Genomic DNA, 20,515 nt, shown 5'->3' with positions numbered 1-20,515 from the left:
CAACCAATTTTTTTGGTCATTTAACAATTTAATAGTGTTCAATCTAGAACCTATTATTATTATTAATTATTAATTCAAACAATAATTAATCAATTAGAATTATCTAAATATAAAATGTGGTAATACTCATATATGGCTGAGAAAATTCTTATGAGTTTCTCAGTAAAATTTAAACTTTTATTAGATGCTGCTTCTCACACTCTACGTCTATTGCTTCGTCGTCTTTTTGGTATCAATCTCCTCACCTTCCAATCTCAACCGATCTAATTCACATTAGACATAAATTAGGATTATTTATTTTCTGGATGTCCCTAATGCCACTGGCGGCAATCAGGTATTTTGCTCGCAATACTGGATAAATACTATTCTGACGACCAACCTTAACTCGGATAGCAAAGGTTTCGCCTTCATCTACTACTTCTTCCACAAAACCATTGAGCCAGTCACCATTCAGCGACAAGTAATGTTTTTTACCCTGATGTAACAGTTCTCTTCCGGGAGTACCGGGGGGTAGTCCCAAATAATTTTGCAATTCTTGCATCCAGAAAGAGCGAGCTTTACCTTTATCTACAATCAAACCGGAAAGCCGAAAGCGTTGAAGATAAATGCCAGCTGATAATCCGCCCGCACCACCGCCGATAATTAAGGTATCATAGACGCGATCGCTGCGGTTTTGAAGTTCTAGTTTAGATAGTTGCATAGTGATTTGTCAGAAATTGATAGGATTTTACGCGACGGAAAGATATAAATCAGTAAGTCAATGTACTTAAAAATAACTGGTATCCCCCTCCTCTTAAGCCAGCTATCTTTCTTGTTAGGAGAGGGTTTAAAGCCTGTTTATCTGTTGTAATCGTTAAACCCACCAGGGCTTTTCTCCAGTGCGGGGATCGGTTTGTGTCCAAGGCGAAATTAAAATGCTGTTATCTATTACGGCAACTTGGACAATCTTTAGTGGCAAAGGAGCAGGGCCGCGCACTACTGTCCCATCAGCAGCATAGCGGGAACCATGACAAGGACATTGAAACTGCTCATCTATGGGATTCCAGGGAAAGGTGCAACCAAGGTGAGTGCAGTTATTAACAATCCCGATAGGATCTAGGGTGTTGTCTTCTTTGACAATTAAGTAAGTAGGCTCTCCTGCTAAACCTGCAATTAAAGCACGGGTTCCCGGTGGCTCTGCCAAGATTTGCGCGGCAGGAATCGGATGACCCAAAATATCTTTAGCGAGAATTGCACCCCCCTCTCCTGTGGTTTCTGGTGGCGCAATGAAGAATTTGCTAGCAACGTAAAGCGCAGAACCAGCCGTAGCAGCAACGGTTGCTCCAGTCAAAAAATTTAGTAACTGCCGCCGTGATAGGGATGGATTGTCGAGAGGAAAACTATTATCCATGATGAGCCTCCTAGATACAGATGAGTTAACAGTAATTTGCCCAAGAGTCGTTAAAGTTGTTCGTTGGTTTGGCTGGTACGAATACCCAGAAGGCTATAAAGACCACAAAAGCCTACCAGGGCAGTCAGCAGCAATACCCCAGCTGCAACGATTAAGCCAATACCCAATCCTGTACCTTTGTAAAGTAATAGCTCCAGATAAAACAACACCGAAGCTAACAACACGCGGATCAGGCGATCTAGCGAGCCAACATTCGTTTTCATAGCTGCAATCTCCCATGTTGAACAGATTGCAAATACCTTGTTGGTCTTGCAATCCTGTTTTTGTAACTTGATTTAATATAACTAATTAGCTATATAATAACAAAGTAAATTTAGGGGCGATCGCTTCTTCTACGCTTTTCTCATCTCAAAGTCAGCAACCAATTAAATAGATAACCAATACTGATAATTCCCAAGGCGATGAGCGTCACAAATACTATCAACAATTGAGGTTTTAGTACCCTTTTGAGAATAACTATTTCAGGAAATGACAACGCTGTCACAGCCATTGTAAAAGATAGCACTGTTCCCAAAGGCATTCCTTTGTTGACTAAAGCTTCAGTAATCGGCAGAACTCCGGCAATATTGGCATAGAGAGGAACGCCTAAGATAACTGCAATGGGAACAGCAACAGGATTATCTGCACCAGCCCAACGAGTGATCAATTCTGTAGGAACGTAACCATGAATCCCAGCGCCCACACTTATGCCTATGACTACATATATCCAGACTGACTTAAAAATCTCGCTCGCTTGAAACTGTCCTTGTTTAAATCTATCGCCCCATGTTAATTGAGTTGTCTCAAACTCTTCTGGGCTATTTGGCTGCTCACATCTGGCTTTTTGCAGTTCCCAAACAAAAGGTTCTACCCATTTTTCTAGCTTGAGTAAGCCGATAATGTAGCCTGTAGCGATCGCCAATCCTACACCAAAGCCAATATACAATAAGGTGACCTTTAGCCCAAACAAGCCCCATAGTAAGACTACTGCAACTTCATTCACCATTGGGGCAGAAATGAGGTAAGAAAAAGTTACCCCTAAAGGTACGCCTGCTGCTAAAAATCCCATAAATAAAGGCACTGCCGAACAGGAACAAAAGGGAGTAAAAATCCCTACTGTTGCCGCCATCATATTACTCATTAAGGTGCGCTTCCCACCTAGCCAAAAGCGAACTTGTTCCGGTTGTAGGAAGCTTTGCACCGTACCCACCAAAAAGCTAATCGCCAGCAGCAAGGTCAATACTTTAGGAACATCGTAGAAGAAGAAATGCAAACTGGCTCCTAATTGTGATGTGAGTGATAGTCTCAATAGTTGGGTAACAATTTGGGTCGAGAGCCAGTCAAAGGGATAGAATAAGTCAAACATCAGAAAGTCCTTCCAGAAATAGCAGTAAACTGGGGACAGGAGCAAAGAACGCAGACTTCACTACAAAAGTGTTTGAATTTGCTCGGAAGGTAAAACTTGACCTTTACTAACCACTTTGCCATTAACGGCTAGAGCTGGAGTGGTTATGATACCCCGTTGAGCAATTTCCATCGGGTCTGTAATATGTGTAACTTCAGCATCAATTTTGAGAGTAGCGATCGCTTCTTGGACATTGGCTGCTAGCTGATGGCATTTTTTGCAACCTTGACCGAGAATTTCCACTTTTAACATAGTTATTCACTCTCCTCTAGGACAACACATTCATGACTGGGATCGGGATGGTTTGCATTCTGACGACAGCGATCAACTAAAGGTAACAGTTCATCCCGCAATCCCTGGAGTTGTCGAATGTTGTCTTCGATTTCCTGCAATTTTTTCAGCAATCGTGCTTGCATGGCTTGGCAAGTGAGCGATCGCCCATCCTTGAGTTTCAAGATATCTTTGATTTCATCGAGGCTCATGCCTAATGCTTTCGCCCGACTGATAAAACTTAGGCGTTCGACATCTTTGTCACTGAACAGACGATAACCAGATTCTGTGCGTTTTGGTGCAGGAATTAGCTCAATTCGCTCATAAAAATAAATGGTTTGCGGATTCAAGCCCATTTTGCGGCAGACTTCACCAACTTGCAGCATTTTGTACCCTTCCCGATCCAAGTGTGTTGATTCTAAACCTTATACTTTGGTATAAAGTCAAGGGTTGAATCGTTAAATTTTGTCACGCTCGAGAGCAGATTTTGCGCCCGTAGAAACGGAGTGTGGTAGCCAGCAAAATCATCTGCTTTTAACTGCTCATCAATGCCAGCGAAAGCACTCAGAATAGGTACAGTTAAGATGTACTGATGATTCGAGTTACGGCGATAAAATAGCGTTATGGATTTTGGAGAAACTTTGACCAATAGTCTTCAAAGAGAGCCAGTTCTGGTAATGCTAGGACAAATATCCCCTTTGGGAACAGACAACGCTAGTGCTGTAACTTTGAATGAGTCGTTAGTGGCTGAATGTAGCAGTTGGCTAAGTTTTCATCGGGTTTGGGGTAAATTGCCCAAAGAAGTATTACAGGCGATCGCTCAATCTTTTTACTGCTTTCATGTAGAACCACAAACGTTTATTTACCAGGAAGGACAAACGCCCATTGGTATGTACCTGATCAAATGGGGAAGTGTGGAAATCTTCCGTCAATCCCTCATTGGGAAATCGCTAATTCGTTACCGCAATGCCGGAGATTTGTTTGGCTATACACTAGTTGCCAATGCGGTTGAGGGCAATTATCAAACCAGTGCGATCGCCCTTACCAAAAGTGAAATTTGGTTTCTCCCCCAAGCTCAGTTTCAAACCCTAATTGGGGAATACCCAGCAATACAACAGGTAATTCATTCCCTCCTCGATCAAGATTTGCATGAATATGCGGCGCGCATTGCTAAAGAACAGATGCGAATCCAAGGTTTAAAATCCTACATTCAAGCTGTTCCTAACGAAGCCAGCATTCTCGGCAGTAGTAAAGCAGCCCAAAAACTCGCACAGCAGATTCATCAAGCAGCCGCAAATCTCCAACCTGTAATTTTACAGGCGCAAGCAGGTACAGGTAAAACCTTTGTAGCAGGGCTAATCCATGCTCGTTCTGCATTGGCAACGCAACCCTTTGCAGAAATGGACTGTGCTAATTTGCCACGTTCTGAAGATGGTCGGCTGAATACCGATACTTTGTTTGGTAGAATCGGTCAGCAACCTGGCATCTTGGAACTCTTGGAGCGGGGTACTCTGCTGTTAGAAAATGTCCAAGTTTTGAGTGAAGGCGATCGCACTCGCTTAATTCACTATCTCAAAACCGGATTAGTGCTGCCCAATCATGGCATTGTCAGCAAAACGGATTTGGCAACTCAACCACCTCAACCCATCCAGTCTTGGGTACGGCTAATCCTGGCATCTCCTCACAAACTAGAGTTGCCCGATGTTAAGGCCATCACCATCAGACTCTTTACTCTACCCCAACGCAAAGCAGATATCCTCGACTTTGCCCGTTACTTTCTTTCTCAGTTCTGCCGAGAACAGAATCGCTCGTTGTTAAGGCTAGATCAATCCAATCTACGCCGTCTCCTCAGTTACGACTATCCCGGCAACTTATCAGAACTGGCAGAAATTTTGCACCGCGCTGTGATTATGACACCATCTGGTCATACAGTCATTCCCGAGCAGGCCTTGTGGTCGGTGCAATCCACAAAGAATGCGTTTCGCCTTGACTTGTTAACTCATGTCCCTTGGTTGCGACGAGTTTTATTGAGTTGGTGGTATCCCGAAGGCATCTGGGTGGTGATGATGGCAGTTTTTGTGCCTGTGACGGTGCTAGGATTTATCGGCCCCCAAGAACGCCAGAGCAGCGTCACCCTGAATTTATTTTGGGCATGGTGGTGGCCTGGGTATTTGTTTCTGTTTGCCTTTGTCGGTCGGCTTTGGTGTGCTGTCTGCCCATTTATGATTACTGGCGAATGGTTGCGAAGGTTGTCTCTGTGGCTATGGCCGCGTCAACAACTCCCGTGGAATACCCAATGGCTCAACCGTTGGGGAGCCTGGATTTTGTTTGCAGGTTTTGTGGCGATTTATCTGTGGGAAAAACTCTGGGATTTACCGCACCATGCCTATCTTTCTGCCTGGTTACTGGTGGTGATTACAGCCGGAGCCGTGATTTTTAGCCTGATTTATGAACGGCGGTTATGGTGTCGCTATCTCTGTCCAATTGGGGGCATGAATGGAATGTTTGCTAAACTCTCAATGGTGGAGTTACGCTCAACGCAACAGGTGTGTGGCAGTCAGTGCAACACCTTTGGCTGCTATAAGGGCAGTGATGCTACACCCGTGACCTTTGCCGATGCTTTACCCAATGAAGGACAGGCTACAGGCGGCTGTCCCCTTTATTCCCACCCAGCACAGTTGCAAGATAACCGAGACTGTATGCTGTGCATGACTTGCCTGAAAGCCTGTCCCAATCGTTCAGCACAATTAAATCTTAGGTTTCCGGCATCAGATTTATTAGACAATCATCGCGGTTTCTGGGCAGAAGCGGCTTTGTTGCTGTTATTGTTTGGTGGCGTATTCATGCACCATACCCAGACAATTCTGGGATGGTTGGGATGGGGTGGGATTCCCATCGATGCCGATCATTTACTGATGAGCATTCCCATTGCCCTAGTATTTTTGGCTATTCCCGCCATCTTGACTTATTTGACTCATGCGATCGCTCGTTTCTTCGATCCAGAGCAACCGCACTATCTCACCATCATCTACGCCTATCTTCCCTTCACTTTAGCAGCCAATCTCGCTCACTACATTCCCGCTGCCATGATGGAAGCAGGGCAAATTTTACTTGTAGTAGCCAGAACCTTAGGATTTAGTGGTGCTTCCTTACCCACACTTACCTGGAGTTGGGATGTGGCTCAATTTCTCCAAGGGGTAACGCTACTCTCAGCAATGATTTTCAGCCCTTATCCCCTGTTACGAATTACTCAGCGACCAATATTTAAAAATCTTCCCCATCTTTTATTGATGTTGGGTTTTACAGCATTCCTGTTTCGGTTGATGATTTTAGAGTAAATTACATAATTTTCTGAATGCGAATTTATCATGACATTACAGAAATTGTTGGACATACTCCCCTGGTAAAACTACAACGCTTACCGCAGCTGTTTGGCTGTGTGGCGGAGATTGTCCTGAAATTGGAGGGGATGAATCCTGCCAAGTCGGTGAAAGACCGAATTGCTATCAGCATGATGCGAGAAGCAGAACGGACGGGGTTAATCCAACCGGGAATTTCCACCATTGTCGAAGCCACCTCTGGAAATACCGGGATTGGGTTAGCAATGGTATGTGCCGCCAAGGGCTATCGCTTGATTCTGACTATGCCAGAAAACATGAGCCAGGAACGACGGCAAATTGTCCAAGCTTATGGTGCAGAGGTGATTTTAACTCCGGCCGCCGCAGATATTCAAGGAGCGATCGCCCATGCGAATCAACTTCTCACCACCATTCCCAATGCTTTCTCACCCCATCAATTCAGCAATCCCGCCAATCCCAAAATCCATTACGATACCACTGGGCCAGAAATTTGGCAGGATACTGATGGTGACATTGCCATGTTAATTGTCGGTGTAGGAACAGGCGGCACTCTCACCGGTGCTGGCAGCTATCTCAAACAGCAAAATCCCCACCTCCAAATAATTGCCGTTGAACCCGCTAATAGTGCGGTGCTAAGTGGTAAATCCGCAGGGGAACATAATTTACAGGGTATTGGTGCAGGGTTCATTCCCGATGTTTTGCGAGTCGATTTCATCGATGAAATTTTTACAGTCAGCGAGACGCAAGCTTACGACACAGGACGAAAATTAGCCCAAGTAGAAGGCATCCTTAGTGGGATCTCCACAGGTGCAATGGTTTATGCTGGGTTACAAATAGGAAAGCGAGATCACTACAATCAGCAACGAATTTTGATTCTCCAACCCAGTGCTGGAGAACGCTATCTCAGCACGGTCATGTGGAACCAAACTAGCACAGAAATAATAGAGGTAATTTAGTAATGTATTAATCCTATTTCATCTGTGGAAAAATATCGGTTTTAGCTGTTAACAATCAACAATCCTTGATGTAAGATTTCGCAAATACAAGAGCGGATTGCTATATACTAACTCTGTGGTATAGCTTTAGCAATCATCTTTCCCACACCAGACTAAAACGAAATTTGGTTGCACTTTCTATATCGAACTGTGCAGCTTTTAGTAAGCTATGAAATTCTGGTTGTATATAACACTTCAATATCAAATTAAATATCTAACATGATACATAATCTTTATGCCAATTTACGTCTAGATATAGTACATAAGTTCCATTTGTTTACGAACTGCTAGTTTTTCACAAAGGTCAAAGAGCGTATATTTCTGTAAAACCGACTGCGCTGCATCAGTTGCTTCTTGCCAGATTTCCTGAGCCACATTTGGTGATTTAATCTTAGTGTCAAAAACTGATACAACATCATCTAACCTTTCAATGCATCTATAAACATCAAGCACTGAGATATTTTCAGGTTTTCGTGCTAAAATATAGCCACCTTTGGCACCACGTATACTTTTAATTAGACCACCACTTCTTAATATTCCCAGCAGTTGATCCAGATATCTAACAGGTATATTTTGTATTTCTGCTATCTCTTTAATCTGTCGTGGTTCTCTACTTTTGTAGCTTTTGGCAATTTCTAACATAGCAACCAGAGCGTATTCAAATTTATGCGAAAGTTCCATAAAGTAAATTTAAAAAGCGAAATTCAAATTTTTAGAGAGCATTAATTTTTTTAATAGTTTAATATTAAAATTTTTCGCTTAATAAACGCAAATAAATTTATTTAATAAAATTAAGCCTGCATTGCCCTTCACCTCAGCGTCCCTCACTAGATCGTCTGTACAATCAGAGCGAGCGCACTTACTGCTGATGCCGGAAAAATTAATTATCAGCAGGCAATGGCGGCAGGATTTCAGCGACATATTGCCAAACCAATCGAACCTCAACTTTTAATTCAAGCGATCGCAAATGTAATAAGTAGTGCCAGTGCCATCGTGCTTGAGATGATGATGCACCACAGACAGGAGTACCTAAACACTGCTTCTCAAAAATGTCAACGCTTGTGGAAAATTTTCCTCAACCGTCTTGTTGCAACAGAATGCATATAGTTAGCTAAGTTCCGATTGACTTCCGGAACTCAACCGGAACTTTAACGCCCAAAACATAGACCTGACAAAGAAATTTAACCACTGCTTGATTGCGTAAGTCTCGCGAATATCAAGTTTTGTGTAAAATAAATCGTTTTATTACTGAACTAGTTGGTTCAGTTTATCTGTTTAGGGAATTCGCCAACGGTATCCGTATCTCGGCTAAATACTATGTTGTCTGTCATTGTGGCTGCTAGTGTGGGAACAATGTTAAGTACGTACTTAACTAAATTTGTTACAGCTAATAGACTTGAGAAAACTTTTGGTTATTTTTTGTTTGCAGTTTCGGTTTTGATGCAGAATCGTCAGCAACGGCGATTGCCACAGCTAGAAAATCATTGGCACACCCGACTAATCTACAGTCAAACTCCTCTAACCTTGAAACTAAACCCAAGGAAAATCTGCCGAACGCTACCCTTATATAACTAAATGATTATATAATGAAAAAGGTTAGTACTTTTCTAGTATACTGCTACAGGAAAATATTTAGTATCTTAGTAGTTTTTTATCAAAGCACTTTTCTACTTTTCATCAAGTAGACGCTAAAGCACAAAGAAGATACTTTGAACTGCTGGTAACTTTCAAAACTTCATAGTTAAGAAATTAAAAATCAAATATGACAATACTTCCACCACTAATTATTGGTAAACATATTGCCCGCTACCCGATTATTCAAGGGGGAATGGGAATCAGAATTTCTGGAGCGAATCTGGCTGGTGCTGTGGCTAATGCAGGTGGGATTGGTATTGTTTCTGCCGTGGGATTAGGACTCAATTCTCCCTATTTCAGCTTTAAACACCGAAAAAATCAGTTATTTGAAGCAAATCGCTTGGCATTAATTGATGAACTCCAGAAAGCTCGTCAAATTAGTCCAAATGGGGTGATTGGGATTAACTCGATGATGGTAGCGCGAGATAATGAAACTCTGGTACGTATAGCCGTAGAGCATGGTGTGAATTTAATAATTTCTGGTGCTGGTTTACCATTACATCTACCGGAATATACAGAGAGTTATCCAGATGTCGCACTAGTGCCGATTGTTTCCAGTACTCGTGCTGCAAAGGTGATTAGCCGGAAGTGGGAACGTAATTATGGACGTTTACCTGATGCCTTTGTGGTGGAAAACCCGAATACAGCAGGGGGTCATTTGGGTGCAAAATACCAAGAGTTAGGGAATGTTGCCTTCAATGCGGAGCAAGTCATTCCAGAATTGGTGGAATATCTGTGTTCAGAAGTTGGTACAGATATTCCAGTGATTGCAGCTGGTGGAGTTTGGAATCGTGCTGATATTGATCGGATGTTGGCTTTGGGTGCTAAAGGGGTACAGATGGGGACTCGCTTTATTACCACCGATGAATGTGATGCAGATATTCGTTACAAGGAGTTTCATCTTCATGCCAGCCCCGAAGATGTGGTAATTATACCTTCTCCTGTGGGAATGCCGGGAAGGGCATTAAAAAATACTTTTGTGGAAAAAGCAATCGCTCGTTCTCCAGATTTGGAAAAACGCTGTATCGCCAACTGCTTAGAGGTTTGCCAATGCCGAGATAATCAACAAACCTATTGTATTGTACAAGCATTAGATAAAGCTGCCCGTGGTGATGTGGAAAATGGTTTAATTTTTGCTGGGAGTAATGCTGGACGTGCTGAATGTATTATGTCTGTTGCAGAATTAATTGGGGAACTTGTTAGCTAATCGGCAGTGGATTGATTAAGGTTGAGTAATTATGTGGGATGAACGCTTTGGGACTTCAGAATATATCTACGGTATTGAACCAAATAATTTTCTCGTTTCGGTAGCATCCAAAATTCCCCAAGGGAAAATCCTCTGTTTGGCAGAGGGAGAGGGACGGAATGGAACTTATCTAGCATCTTTAGGCTATGAAGTGGTAGCTGTAGATCAATCTAGTGTGGGACTAGCAAAAGCTCAAAAACTAGCGCAAGAGAAACAAGTAGCGATCGCAACTATCCAAAGTGATCTCGCCGATTTTGTGATCGCACCTCAATCTTGGGATGGGATTATTTCGATATTTTGCCATCTGCCCTCAGAGTTGCGAACTAAAGTGTACCGCCTAGCTGTGATGGGATTGAAACCGAATGGTGTTTTCGTACTCGAAGCTTTTGCACCTGAACAACTACAATACAATACGGGTGGCCCTAAAAATCTAGATATGCTCCCTTCTCTTGCCACGTTGCAACAGGAACTAGCTGATCTCCACTGGGAAATTGCTAGGGAAGTGAAACGAGATTTACTCGAAGGGCGCTACCACAATGGCACAGCCGCAGTCATTCAAATTCTTGGTAGAAAACAAAGCTAGCTTCCGCCAGTTGAGGATAGCTTTTGAATTCATCTGGTACGCTGACCAGATTTGCTTCTGTTCACTTGGCGATCTCCTCCCCTGAAGCCTTCCAACCTGCAAAGCTAGGTGGAAAACCCTGGACATTATCATAATTAAGCAGATGCAATGTCATCACCCCCATAGAAGAACGATAGCCAGTAGAACAGTACATCACCACAGGACTATCGTTGGGAATTTTACTTAGATTACGAGCTAGCGTTCGGAGCGGAATATTGATTGCGCCAGGGATATGACCAGACCGATACTCTGACGGCTCTCGCACATCAACCAATAACGGCTGACGGCTTGCCATCAAACTTTTTAAGTCTTCAACCTTGGCGATCGTATAATATCCTGATGGTATTGATATGAGATACTGATCTATGGCTGATTCCAATTTAGGAAATCCTTTGGGATCTGACAAAATATCAGTTTCAGCTATTGAGCCAGATGAAGTGGAAATTTCCGATGCCATCAAGTTTTGTTGAATACTTAAAAACAGACAGAACGACAAAACAATGGCGAGCAGTAGAGTTTGGATTGACTTTTGAAACTTCATAAATTTCTCCTAAAATAGGTAGCACTCGCAGGTGTTTTAACTTTCAAATACTAGAAGCGAAGGGTTTAGTGGAGCAAAATCAACAGGTATTTGAAAAAGCAACCAGGGCATTTCGGGAGGCGTTTTTTACCCAACTGGCAGATGTTTCTGACCGCAAGGTGCAATTTCAAATTGCGGAGGAATTAAGACTGCCGATCGCAGCTATCCAAGCTCAGATCGATAGCGGTGAAGCTTATGCCGAGCTATCCAAAGATTTTGAATTAGTCAAAGAGCATACGGTTACAGTTAGTCCCACCCTGATTTTTAATGAAGGACGGCAGAAACTCAACGGCAATGTAGGCTACCGGGTGATTGAAGCCAATATTCGGGAGTTACTGCACAATCCTCCGGGAGAACAATCCTGGTGTTAAGGATGTTAAGCGATCGCTAGTCACTTCAACAATTTTGTTGACAAGCTATATAACTATATGGTTATAATACAAATAAGGTTAACTTGCCTTGAACAACGATTAACCTCGGAATTAAACATTATGACTATTTCTCTGCAACAACGCCAAAGTAGTAACAATCTTTGGGAGAAATTCTGCAATTGGGTTACCAGTACTGACAACCGTATGTACATTGGTTGGTTTGGTGTACTGATGATTCCCACACTTTTAACAGCAACCATTTGTTTCATCATCGCTTTCATTGCTGCACCACCTGTAGACATAGATGGTATTCGCGAACCTGTCGCTGGTGCTTTACTTTATGGCAATAACATCATTACTGCTGCGGTTGTGCCTAGTTCCAATGCTATTGGTCTGCACTTTTACCCCATTTGGGAAGCAGCTAGCTTAGATGAGTGGTTATATAATGGCGGCCCTTACCAGTTAATTATTTTCCACTTCCTGATTGGTATTTTCTGCTACATGGGTCGGCAGTGGGAATTATCTTACCGCTTAGGGATGCGTCCTTGGATTTCTATCGCCTACAGCGCACCTGTTGCTGCTGCTACTGCGGTACTATTAGTCTACTCTGTAGGTCAAGGTTCCTTCTCTGATGGTTTGCCTTTAGGGATTAGTGGTACTTTCAACTTCATGTTTGTGCTACAAGCAGAACATAACGTTCTCATGCACCCATTACATATGTTGGGAGTAGCTGGTGTTTTCGGTGGTGCTTTATTTGCTGCCATGCACGGTTCTTTAGTCACTTCGTCTTTAGTTAGGGAAACTTCTGAAATTGAATCCCAAAACTACGGTTACAAATTCGGTCAAGAAGAAGAAACTTACAATATTGTTGCGGCTCACGGTTATTTCGGCAGGTTAATCTTCCAGTACGCATCTTTTAATAATAGTCGTGCTTTACACTTCTTCTTAGGTGCTTGGCCAGTAATTGGTATCTGGTGTGCTGCCTTAGGCGTATCTTCTTTCGCTTTTAACCTCAATGGTTTAAACTTTAATAACTCTATTCTTGATGCTCAAGGTCGTGTAATTAATACTTGGGCTGATGTTTTAAACCGCGCTAACTTGGGAATGGAAACCATGCACGAACGCAATGTTCACAACTTCCCCTTAGATTTAGCGGCTGGAGATATTCAACCTGTAGCTTTAGTTGCTCCTGCCATTCACGGTTAATGAATTTTGGATTCAGTTCGTTCTAACTCCTCAAAAACAATGTAAGCAACCCAAGTTAAAAATGCTTCGGGTTGCTTTTTATCGAACAGAATACATCCGTATTAATAGTTACTCTTAATCACAATCTACCATCAGGTCTTTATATTCCGAAACAGCGTTTCGATAAGCCTCATTCTCCCCAGGTCTTGCATCCCAAAGGATTCTGATGATGTGGGTCTGGTTGAGGTTCATTTCGTTTCGCAAGCGCAAAATCTCCGCTATTGCCTCGTTTCGGAGTAAGGCGAAACGGGTGAAACGCTGTTCTTGTGAACTGAAACTATTGATTTCGCGTTGTTTCGGCGTTTCGGATGAATATTTCGCCGTTTCGCCAGGTAAGGAATCCGAAACGGCTTCATCAGTAAAGAAACTTGACTCCAATCTCTTGATAGTGTCGATATCAGAACTGAGAAATTCTCCTGGTGTGGGCGGCTGAAATCCTTCAAGAAAAGTTCTGGAATCACGGTCATAGCCAGAATGATTTTCCAGCTTAGGCATTGCAAACCAACGATTGAGACCACCATGATAAACTGCTCGATTTACAGGTGAAGCATCAATGAACTCCTGAAGTTTGGCATCACTGATTTTCTGAGAACTGGGGATAAAACCAGTAGAAATCATGGCACTATAGGCTGCAATATTCACAGCAGAAACAATTGCCAGGGGAGTAAACTGCGAGCGCAATCCGCCGCTAATGCCTAAATCTTCAGTATGGGGATTCTGGGCTAAAATCCAAACTCTAATCCCTGCTGAGTCACCACAGGAAGTATAACTGGTCAATTTGCCCTTGAGCCAATCAAGTTGTTTAGCAATCTTGAACTGACTACCAATCTGTGTCCCTTCATCAAAAGCCAGCAACTTGTCACCCCTGAGGGCATCGAATTCTTTGATGCAGTTTTGAAACCAACTGACAATTTCAACAGGAGTCATAGATGGAGTAGAAGCCCGTTTGAGGACATCTACACAACCAGAGAAATAACCAGTTTCCTTTGGGTCGTTTTTGGGGTCAATGTAGAAAATGGTAGTCTGCGGATGCAACTGTTTAATTCGCCGCAAAGCATTACTGACAAGCAAACCTTTTCCAGCCCCAGGAATACCTATGATTAAATGGTTAGAAATCCGTTGTGACATCTTCTCAATCACATCAAGTGTTTGAGGAGCTTGGGGGCTGTATTCATCAATGTGTGTGTTAGTTTCTGAAGTTGGTGAGCAAGGAATACCAAGCGGTAAATCAGTTGTTGGTGCAGATAAAGGTAAGTGAGCAATAGGCGGAGGCGGTAAGTTAATTTGAGGTGCTTCTAATTGTGGTGGGCGTATTTGTTGAATCGCTTGAACATGGTGATAGTTCACCCTGGGGTCAAATGAAACTTTGGCAAGATGCTGATTGAGTTGGTCAAACGTAGGGAAGACACCGCGAAAATTGACAAAGCAATCCAGCAAATATCGGTAAGCGTAAAAGCGTTTCCCAGGTTCCACAATATTAATAAACTCAGTTAAAGTATGGGTGTGCTGCCTGAGCATGGCAAATTCATAACGCTCGCACGGTTCTAAATGATGCATCAAGTCAACAAATTCGTTTTGGTTTGAAAACCATTCTTCTCTAGCCTGACTATCACCCATTGCTGATAAAAACTCGAAGAAGTTACCTCTAATAAAAGGTATGGGAGCAAACTGATGGGAAGCATTCATGTCAGTTGCAACCGCCCAAACATACCCAGCACTGGCAATTAAGGCACCGATGGGTGCCAAAGGACTGGTTGCATAACATACCGCTCCAATTGCCCCACCTGCAAGAGTGATCAGTTTCGATAAGTTCATCCCGGCTCGCTCATCTTTGGCTCTAATTAATAGCTGATCGGTGCGTTCAACTAACCAAGCCGCAACATTTCCTGCTTCCAGGTGTTCAATAGAAGGATAATCTTCTCTGAGTCGAGCAGTTTCTAGCGTAGTTAAAGATGGTACTTGGCTGCTCTGATGAGTCTGGTTTTGATGAGATGCAGAGTCTGGCTGATAATTGAGAAAATCCATAGAGTTCACCAATACTGATTATCAAAATAGAATTCAGGAGTCAGGAGTCAGAATAAAGTCATGAATTCTGTACGACTGGTGAGGCAGTCCGTTGGCGGGGTTCCCCCGCTTAAAGGAACTGCCGAACCCGTAGGGCGGAATGAATAAGTGGGTTTAAGACCCCCGCTAAATTAAAAATTTAGCGGTCTACAATTAGCGCAAAGTCAGAGCGGAGGCTTCCTCCGATCTGAACTTTGTAAGAGAGTGGGGAATTCAGACCCGCCACTAATTGCATTCTGACTCGTTAGAGTCGATGGGCGGTGTTATCCGCCGCACCTCTCTGTTCAATCTGGGCGTGCAAGTTTCCCTGCACCCAGCTTTCGATGTTCTTAACTTCCGTTTTTGCCCATGTGGATATAATCGTGGCAGCTTTCGTGAATAGCTAGAAGGTTTTTGTTTTTCCAGTTGTTGTGGTTTCCATCTACATGATGTAGGTGTACCTTCTCTTCACTGAGCATTTTTAATCCACAATGCCCACATTTATGGTTTTGCCGTTTTAGGGAAACAGAGGTTTTTCCGTCATAGAGCTTGCTGTTACGCTCACTCCAGTAGGCGAGGTCTCCGTCGAATGGTGACTTGTCCCCTTTGACGTTGACGTGTTTATTTTCGGAGTAAGGAATTGAGGGGAACGCTTTTTCTAGCAATGTTTTGCTGGATTTGCGGTTCTGTTTAGCTTCCTTGTTGAATACCTTGAGCGCTCTGTGTTCAATGTGGTACAGCGAGAATCGTGAGCCGTCCATCTTGCAGTAGCGGTGGTAGTTCCTCCAACCTCTGACCACAGGTGCTAATTTCTTGGCTTTGATTGTGGCTCCATAACTCGAGTTGTTGACGATGTGTTTTACTTTCTTACGGAGTGCTTTGAAGTTATCCACTGAAGGGACACATCTAAATTTTCCGTTGCTTTGCACTTTGAAGTGCCAGCCGAGGAAATCAAACCCATCTGTCGAAGCGGTCAGCTTGGTTTTCTTTTTACTGACGTTCATTCCTCGTTGGGCGAGAAACTGGCTGATTTTGTCAAGTATTCTATCTGCGTTATCATTAGGCTTGAGTAGAATGACCATATCATCTGCGTAACGGACTGCATGATGTATGTCTTCTATCCCGTTGAGCGCGATGTTAGCTAATAAGGGACTCACCACTCCCCCTTGCGGGGTTCCTTGTTCGGGATATTCTGGGTTGACTCCTGCTTTGAGACATCGGAAGATTCCGATTTTGATGCCTTTTGGGGCGATGAGTCTTTCCATGATGGCTGAGTGATTTATCCGGTCGAAGCATTTTTCTATATCGAGTTCGATGACTCGTTTTTCCTTTCCGTTTGCCCTGGAATTTAGGTGGAGGAACAGGATTTTTTGTGCGTCGTGCGCTCTTCGTCCTGGTCGAAAGCCGTAGCTCCGGGCGTGGAACGTTGCTTCATGTGCTGGTTCCAGTGCATACTTGGCGATTGCTTGCCAAGCCCTATCTGCAATAGTGGGCACAATATAATAAGACTGCACATAACCTCAAGTCACTTTTGGGAAGTTGTGTCACAATCACCAATCCCATTCATCCACTGTATGGTCAGTCCGTTGTAGTACAGCAAATCCGCAAAGTAGGGATTGAGATGAAAGTAACTGTGGAAAATCCATTGGGAGGATTTTTATCTCTACCAGCAACGGAAACTGACCTATGGACACAACAAGTTTTCACAACCCAAAGAGTTGAGAAGTTTTTACCTGAAAAACTACTGCGATTGAGTGAATGGGTAGCAGCGCGATCGCAAATTATCACGTCCGAATCTTCTTGTGTTCTTGATGATATTGAAGTCGAACACAAGAAAAAAAATGAGAAAAAAGCATCTACTAGCAACCGCTCAAGCCAAAAACTCAGAAAGGCTAAATCGCCTCATAAAGCTAACAGCAAGGTTAGTGGACAAAATCCTCTCCACTCAACAGACACAGAACGCGATAACTAGGAGTGAACCAGATGAATAATAAAATTAGTTCGAGGCATCTGGAACGCCGTGCTGTTGTGTATTTAAGACAGTCAACACCCACTCAGGTAGAATTTAACCGTGAAAGTACTGAAAGACAATATGCTCTAGCTGACCGTGCATTAACCTTGGGTTGGGACAAGAGTCAAATATCCGTATTGGATAGTGACCTTGGTAAAAGTGGTCAAACTACAACGGGACGCGAAGATTTTCATCGACTAATGGCTGCTGTTGGTTGAGGGGAGGTGGGGGCTGTTTTGGCTCTGGAAGCCTCAAGATTTTCTCGTTCCCAAGCAGATTGGCATAAACTTTTAGATATCTGTGCCCTTACAGATACCTTGGTTATCGACCACGACGGAATTTATGACCCAAATGATTTTAACGACCGAGTGATACTGGGGTTTAAAGGAACTTGGAGCCACACAGAACTACACGGTATGCGTCTACGCTTACAAGGAGCCAAACTCAACAAGGCGAAAAAAGGAGAACTGCGCTGCTCTCCACCTACTGGCTATGTCTACGACCCAGAAGGAAAATTGGTGTTAGACCCAGATGAAGGTGTAGTTGCCGCAATACAGTTAGCCTTTCAACAGTTCCGCGAATTTAGAACGGCATTTAAGGTGATGCGCTACTTTTGTGTGAATCAAATTCCTTTCCCAAGAAGACGTTGGCGACCTGGGGATATTGGTACACTTCATTGGGGGCCAGCCAATCTTAGCCGCATAACTGCCTTACTGCGTAATCCTACTTATACGGGAACCTATGTGTATGGTAGACGACGCAGTCTTAACGTGATTGAGAATGGACAAATAACCAAGGTAAAAACCCAACTACTACCCCAACAGGAGTGGAAAGTTGTAATTCACAACGCTCACGAGGCTTATATTAGTTGGTCAGAGTATGAATCTAATTGTGAGCAACTCAGACGCAATTGCCCAATTTCTATGTCTGATGGATGTCCAGGAACACCAAGGGAAGGCTTTGCTCTTCTTCAAGGTTTAGTAATTTGTGGTAAATGCGGACGAAAAATGAGTCCTCGCTACCACGGTAATGGTGGTTGTAGGGCAGCTTATGAATGTACCCAAGCTCGTAAACTTGATGGTAGCGTCGGTGCTTGCTGGAGCGTTGCGGGAGCAGCAATTGATACAGCCGTAACGGCTCATGTGCTGTCAGCTTTTACGGAAGAGCAACTAGACATTTCCCTTGCAGTGCTATCTGAGCTTGAAAATCAAGCACATGAGGCAGATAAAACATGGCAACTAAGACTTGAAAGGGCACGTTACGAAGCTGACAGAGCTTTTCGTCAATATGATGCAACCGAGCCAGAGAATCGTTTAGTCGCCCGTACACTAGAAAGGCGTTGGAATGAAAAATTACAACAGCTAGCGCAATTAGAAGAGGCATACCAGAAAGCCCATCAAGTAGAAAGGCTGGAATTAACAGCAGGGCAACGGCAACAAATTTTACAGTTAGCCAACGATATTCCCACACTTTGGCACGCCAGTACTACGACTAACCTTGAGCGTAAACAAATACTAGGGTTGTTAGTAAAACAAGTTGCTATCACCCCAATAGATACTCCAGAACGCTCTACTCGTATCCAAATACTCTGGCATACAGGAGTTACAAGCGAATTGATTGCGACACGCCCAACAAATGCAGAAAAATTCCGAACACCCAAGCAAATCATTGAGCTCATTGAAGAATTAACTCCTGGTCGAACTGATACCGAAATTGCCTCGGAACTGAATCGTCGGGGTTTAGTGAATGCTACTGGGCGAGCTTTTACCAAAAAAGGTATAGCATGGATTCGTTGGAAATTTGGTATTGATAAGCCTTTAAGTGATCCAAATGTTGCCAAATCAGGGGTCAGTCCGGAAGGTTACTATTCCACCAGTGCTCTTGCTGTAAAACTGGGTGTTGGAATTCATACCATCCATTACTGGCGAGAAAAAGGAATTATTCAGGGTTTCCAGGAAACTCCCAAAAGCCCTTGGTGGCATATAGTTACACCCGAAGTTTTAGAGACTTTACGTGAAAAAATCCGCCGTGTGCCAGTTAAATCTGAATAATACCAGTTTGATAGTGAGCTGAAAACAATAGCTGGAATACTGTTAACCCCTTTGAGTAATTTTCTACTCCAGGGGTTTTACTGTATATCGGGTGAGGGCTTTTCGATAAATTTTTCACCATCAAAATGCCAAGCAATTCCATCTGGATCATGAACAGAAGTCCATTGCCCAAAATTGGGAGCATTCTTCTTATGACGAAGGGTGCTGGGAGAAACATTTAGTCTTCTGGCTAAAGCTGCACCAGTCAGGTGAGATAGAATTTGCAGGGAATTTTTACTTTCGTCTGGCTCTAGTGAGCTATCCTGTAAGTCATTAAGTGGCTCACTATTGCCCGATGATACTTTGGGATGATTATTTTCTTCAGACAGTGGTAGACCATCAAGTGAGTCAGTAAGTGATTCACTATTGACCGATTCCAGTGAGTCACTTGATGGTAGCTCACTTAGTAACTCATTATGGGGAGGCGTGTTCTCCTCAAATAGTGTGTAGTTTAAAATAGATTCGGCAGTTGGTGTGACCAATAGTGACTCATTTGATAGCTCACTGTTGGCGGATAAGGTTTCAGTAATAGATGACTTCAATAATTCAGTGTCAACATCTGCTCCAGTTATTTGTAGCTCACTTCTAGATATACTCTCGGAGGTAACTACAGCTTCGTTTGTCAAGTCAAGGATTATGTTGGGTGATTCGTTTGGTGGCTCACTTAATGCCTCGTAGTTATCAGGTTGATGCAGACATTCGTTGTGCGATAAGTCTTCACCAGAACCTTGACAGGTATACTGACTCATTGCCTGCTTGAGTACTGCTACATCAGAAAGCAGACTACTCACCTTCACCTCTAAATCCTCAATTCGCTTTGGCGTACTTGATAGCTCACTTGGTAGCACATTGGGTATGCTACCGCATAAGTAAGTCTCCAGAATTGCCACGATAGCGGCAGAATCTGACTTTAATCCTTGAGAGCGCTTAAATTCAACCAACAGTTCATAGACTTTGGGTGGTGGGTAGGCCGCTATCCGGGGATTTTTTGTTGCCATTGTTGGTAGACTTCCACAGTTGATACAACTTTAGCCTACCCTATGAGTAGCTCACTTATAGCTCACTCTGCACTAATTTTTTTCACATTAGCCAAGCTCCTCTCTTTGGAAGGCTCCCTCGTTGGCAAAAATCTGTGTCCAAAAAGAGAATACTCTAACCTATCCTATTGGTGACTCACTCGTAGCTCACTTCCCTCAGTGCTAAGTTCACCTCTA

The 20,515-nt window shown here is 43.3% G+C and carries 21 protein-coding genes and 1 pseudogene; 11 read left to right on the top strand and 11 right to left on the bottom strand.

Annotated elements, in window-relative coordinates:
- Window positions 1–268: 268 nt before the first annotated feature.
- From AACU25_RS34090 to AACU25_RS34065, 6 genes are all read right to left on the bottom strand, one after another.
- Complete coding sequence (locus tag AACU25_RS34090; RefSeq protein WP_321206713.1) at window positions 269–700, bottom strand: NAD(P)/FAD-dependent oxidoreductase; 432 nt, start codon at window positions 698–700, stop codon at window positions 269–271.
- 153 nt (window positions 701–853) lie between these two features.
- A complete protein-coding gene (gene petC, locus AACU25_RS34085; RefSeq protein WP_096583283.1) occupies window positions 854–1,390 on the bottom strand; it encodes a cytochrome b6-f complex iron-sulfur subunit in 537 nt (178 codons plus the stop codon).
- Between the two features lie 50 nt (window positions 1,391–1,440).
- The gene (locus AACU25_RS34080) at window positions 1,441–1,653 is read right to left on the bottom strand and encodes a YgaP family membrane protein (RefSeq protein ID WP_096583281.1); all 213 of its coding nucleotides are present in this window, start codon (window positions 1,651–1,653) and stop codon (window positions 1,441–1,443) included.
- Window positions 1,654–1,793: 140 nt separating this feature from the next.
- Window positions 1,794–2,795: a permease gene (locus AACU25_RS34075; protein ID WP_096583279.1), complete on the bottom strand. Its 1,002-nt coding sequence runs from the start codon at window positions 2,793–2,795 to the stop codon at window positions 1,794–1,796.
- Between the two features lie 60 nt (window positions 2,796–2,855).
- Window positions 2,856–3,086 carry a thioredoxin family protein gene (locus AACU25_RS34070; RefSeq protein ID WP_199347333.1) on the bottom strand — a complete coding sequence of 77 codons (231 nt, stop codon included), beginning with the start codon at window positions 3,084–3,086 and terminating at the stop codon, window positions 2,856–2,858.
- Between the two features lie 2 nt (window positions 3,087–3,088).
- Window positions 3,089–3,490, bottom strand: coding sequence for a heavy metal-responsive transcriptional regulator (locus AACU25_RS34065; protein WP_096583275.1), 402 nt, complete (start codon window positions 3,488–3,490; stop codon window positions 3,089–3,091).
- A 255-nt stretch (window positions 3,491–3,745) separates the two neighbouring features.
- On the opposite strand from AACU25_RS34065, the gene AACU25_RS34060 reads away from it, so the two are divergent.
- Both AACU25_RS34060 and cysK read left to right on the top strand, forming a co-directional pair.
- A complete protein-coding gene (locus AACU25_RS34060) occupies window positions 3,746–6,442 on the top strand; it encodes a cyclic nucleotide-binding domain-containing protein (RefSeq protein WP_199347332.1) in 2,697 nt (898 codons plus the stop codon).
- A gap of 17 nt (window positions 6,443–6,459) precedes the next feature.
- The gene (gene cysK / locus AACU25_RS34055; protein ID WP_096583273.1) at window positions 6,460–7,419 is read left to right on the top strand and encodes a cysteine synthase A; all 960 of its coding nucleotides are present in this window, start codon (window positions 6,460–6,462) and stop codon (window positions 7,417–7,419) included.
- A 288-nt stretch (window positions 7,420–7,707) separates the two neighbouring features.
- Here cysK and AACU25_RS34050 read toward each other — a convergent pair whose 3' ends face one another.
- Complete coding sequence (locus AACU25_RS34050) at window positions 7,708–8,139, bottom strand: RrF2 family transcriptional regulator (protein ID WP_096583271.1); 432 nt, start codon at window positions 8,137–8,139, stop codon at window positions 7,708–7,710.
- A gap of 216 nt (window positions 8,140–8,355) precedes the next feature.
- Here AACU25_RS34050 and AACU25_RS34045 point away from each other — a divergent pair, with 216 nt between their 5' ends.
- From AACU25_RS34045 to AACU25_RS34030, 4 genes are all read left to right on the top strand, one after another.
- Window positions 8,356–8,565 (top strand): hypothetical protein, encoded by a 210-nt coding sequence (locus tag AACU25_RS34045; protein ID WP_096583269.1) that lies wholly within the window; start codon window positions 8,356–8,358, stop codon window positions 8,563–8,565.
- A 210-nt stretch (window positions 8,566–8,775) separates the two neighbouring features.
- Window positions 8,776–9,033, top strand: coding sequence for a hypothetical protein (locus AACU25_RS34040; protein WP_190445783.1), 258 nt, complete (start codon window positions 8,776–8,778; stop codon window positions 9,031–9,033).
- A 187-nt stretch (window positions 9,034–9,220) separates the two neighbouring features.
- Window positions 9,221–10,300 carry an NAD(P)H-dependent flavin oxidoreductase gene (locus AACU25_RS34035; protein ID WP_096583267.1) on the top strand — a complete coding sequence of 360 codons (1,080 nt, stop codon included), beginning with the start codon at window positions 9,221–9,223 and terminating at the stop codon, window positions 10,298–10,300.
- Between the two features lie 31 nt (window positions 10,301–10,331).
- Complete coding sequence (locus AACU25_RS34030) at window positions 10,332–10,922, top strand: class I SAM-dependent methyltransferase (protein ID WP_096583265.1); 591 nt, start codon at window positions 10,332–10,334, stop codon at window positions 10,920–10,922.
- Between the two features lie 61 nt (window positions 10,923–10,983).
- Here the strand turns inward: AACU25_RS34030 and AACU25_RS34025 are convergent, their stop codons facing one another.
- On the bottom strand, window positions 10,984–11,502 hold the full coding sequence (locus tag AACU25_RS34025; protein WP_096583263.1) for a rhodanese-like domain-containing protein: 519 nt from the start codon (window positions 11,500–11,502) through the stop codon (window positions 10,984–10,986).
- A gap of 68 nt (window positions 11,503–11,570) precedes the next feature.
- Between AACU25_RS34025 and AACU25_RS34020 the strand changes: the two genes are divergently transcribed.
- Window positions 11,571–11,912, top strand: a complete 342-nt coding sequence (locus AACU25_RS34020; RefSeq protein WP_321206712.1) for a DsbA family oxidoreductase — start codon at window positions 11,571–11,573, stop codon at window positions 11,910–11,912.
- A 120-nt stretch (window positions 11,913–12,032) separates the two neighbouring features.
- Window positions 12,033–13,118, top strand: a complete 1,086-nt coding sequence (psbA, locus tag AACU25_RS34015; RefSeq protein ID WP_096583261.1) for a photosystem II q(b) protein — start codon at window positions 12,033–12,035, stop codon at window positions 13,116–13,118.
- Between the two features lie 114 nt (window positions 13,119–13,232).
- Here the strand turns inward: psbA and AACU25_RS34010 are convergent, their stop codons facing one another.
- A complete protein-coding gene (locus AACU25_RS34010; RefSeq protein WP_190445782.1) occupies window positions 13,233–15,182 on the bottom strand; it encodes a nucleoside/nucleotide kinase family protein in 1,950 nt (649 codons plus the stop codon).
- 368 nt (window positions 15,183–15,550) lie between these two features.
- Window positions 15,551–16,696 (bottom strand): annotated as a pseudogene (locus AACU25_RS34005) (group II intron reverse transcriptase); the annotation flags it as partial.
- Window positions 16,697–16,731: 35 nt separating this feature from the next.
- Between AACU25_RS34005 and AACU25_RS34000 the strand changes: the two are divergent.
- From AACU25_RS34000 to AACU25_RS33990, 3 genes are read left to right on the top strand one after another with little or no spacing between them, the layout of a single operon-like run.
- The gene (locus AACU25_RS34000; protein ID WP_096583259.1) at window positions 16,732–17,172 is read left to right on the top strand and encodes a hypothetical protein; all 441 of its coding nucleotides are present in this window, start codon (window positions 16,732–16,734) and stop codon (window positions 17,170–17,172) included.
- A gap of 11 nt (window positions 17,173–17,183) precedes the next feature.
- The gene (locus AACU25_RS33995; protein ID WP_321206710.1) at window positions 17,184–17,429 is read left to right on the top strand and encodes a recombinase family protein; all 246 of its coding nucleotides are present in this window, start codon (window positions 17,184–17,186) and stop codon (window positions 17,427–17,429) included.
- A gap of 18 nt (window positions 17,430–17,447) precedes the next feature.
- Window positions 17,448–19,262, top strand: a complete 1,815-nt coding sequence (locus AACU25_RS33990; protein ID WP_321206709.1) for a recombinase family protein — start codon at window positions 17,448–17,450, stop codon at window positions 19,260–19,262.
- Between the two features lie 77 nt (window positions 19,263–19,339).
- Here the strand turns inward: AACU25_RS33990 and AACU25_RS33985 are convergent, their stop codons facing one another.
- Entirely contained in the window at window positions 19,340–20,299 is a 960-nt protein-coding gene (locus AACU25_RS33985) for a hypothetical protein (RefSeq protein ID WP_096583257.1), read from the bottom strand.
- Between the last annotated feature and the right edge of the window lie 216 nt (window positions 20,300–20,515).

Origin of the sequence: Tolypothrix tenuis PCC 7101, assembly GCF_963874875.1 — a bacterium.
GTDB classification, from domain to species: Bacteria; Cyanobacteriota; Cyanobacteriia; order Cyanobacteriales; family Nostocaceae; genus Aulosira; species Aulosira tenue.
This window is presented reverse-complemented; position numbering and strand designations above follow the sequence as displayed.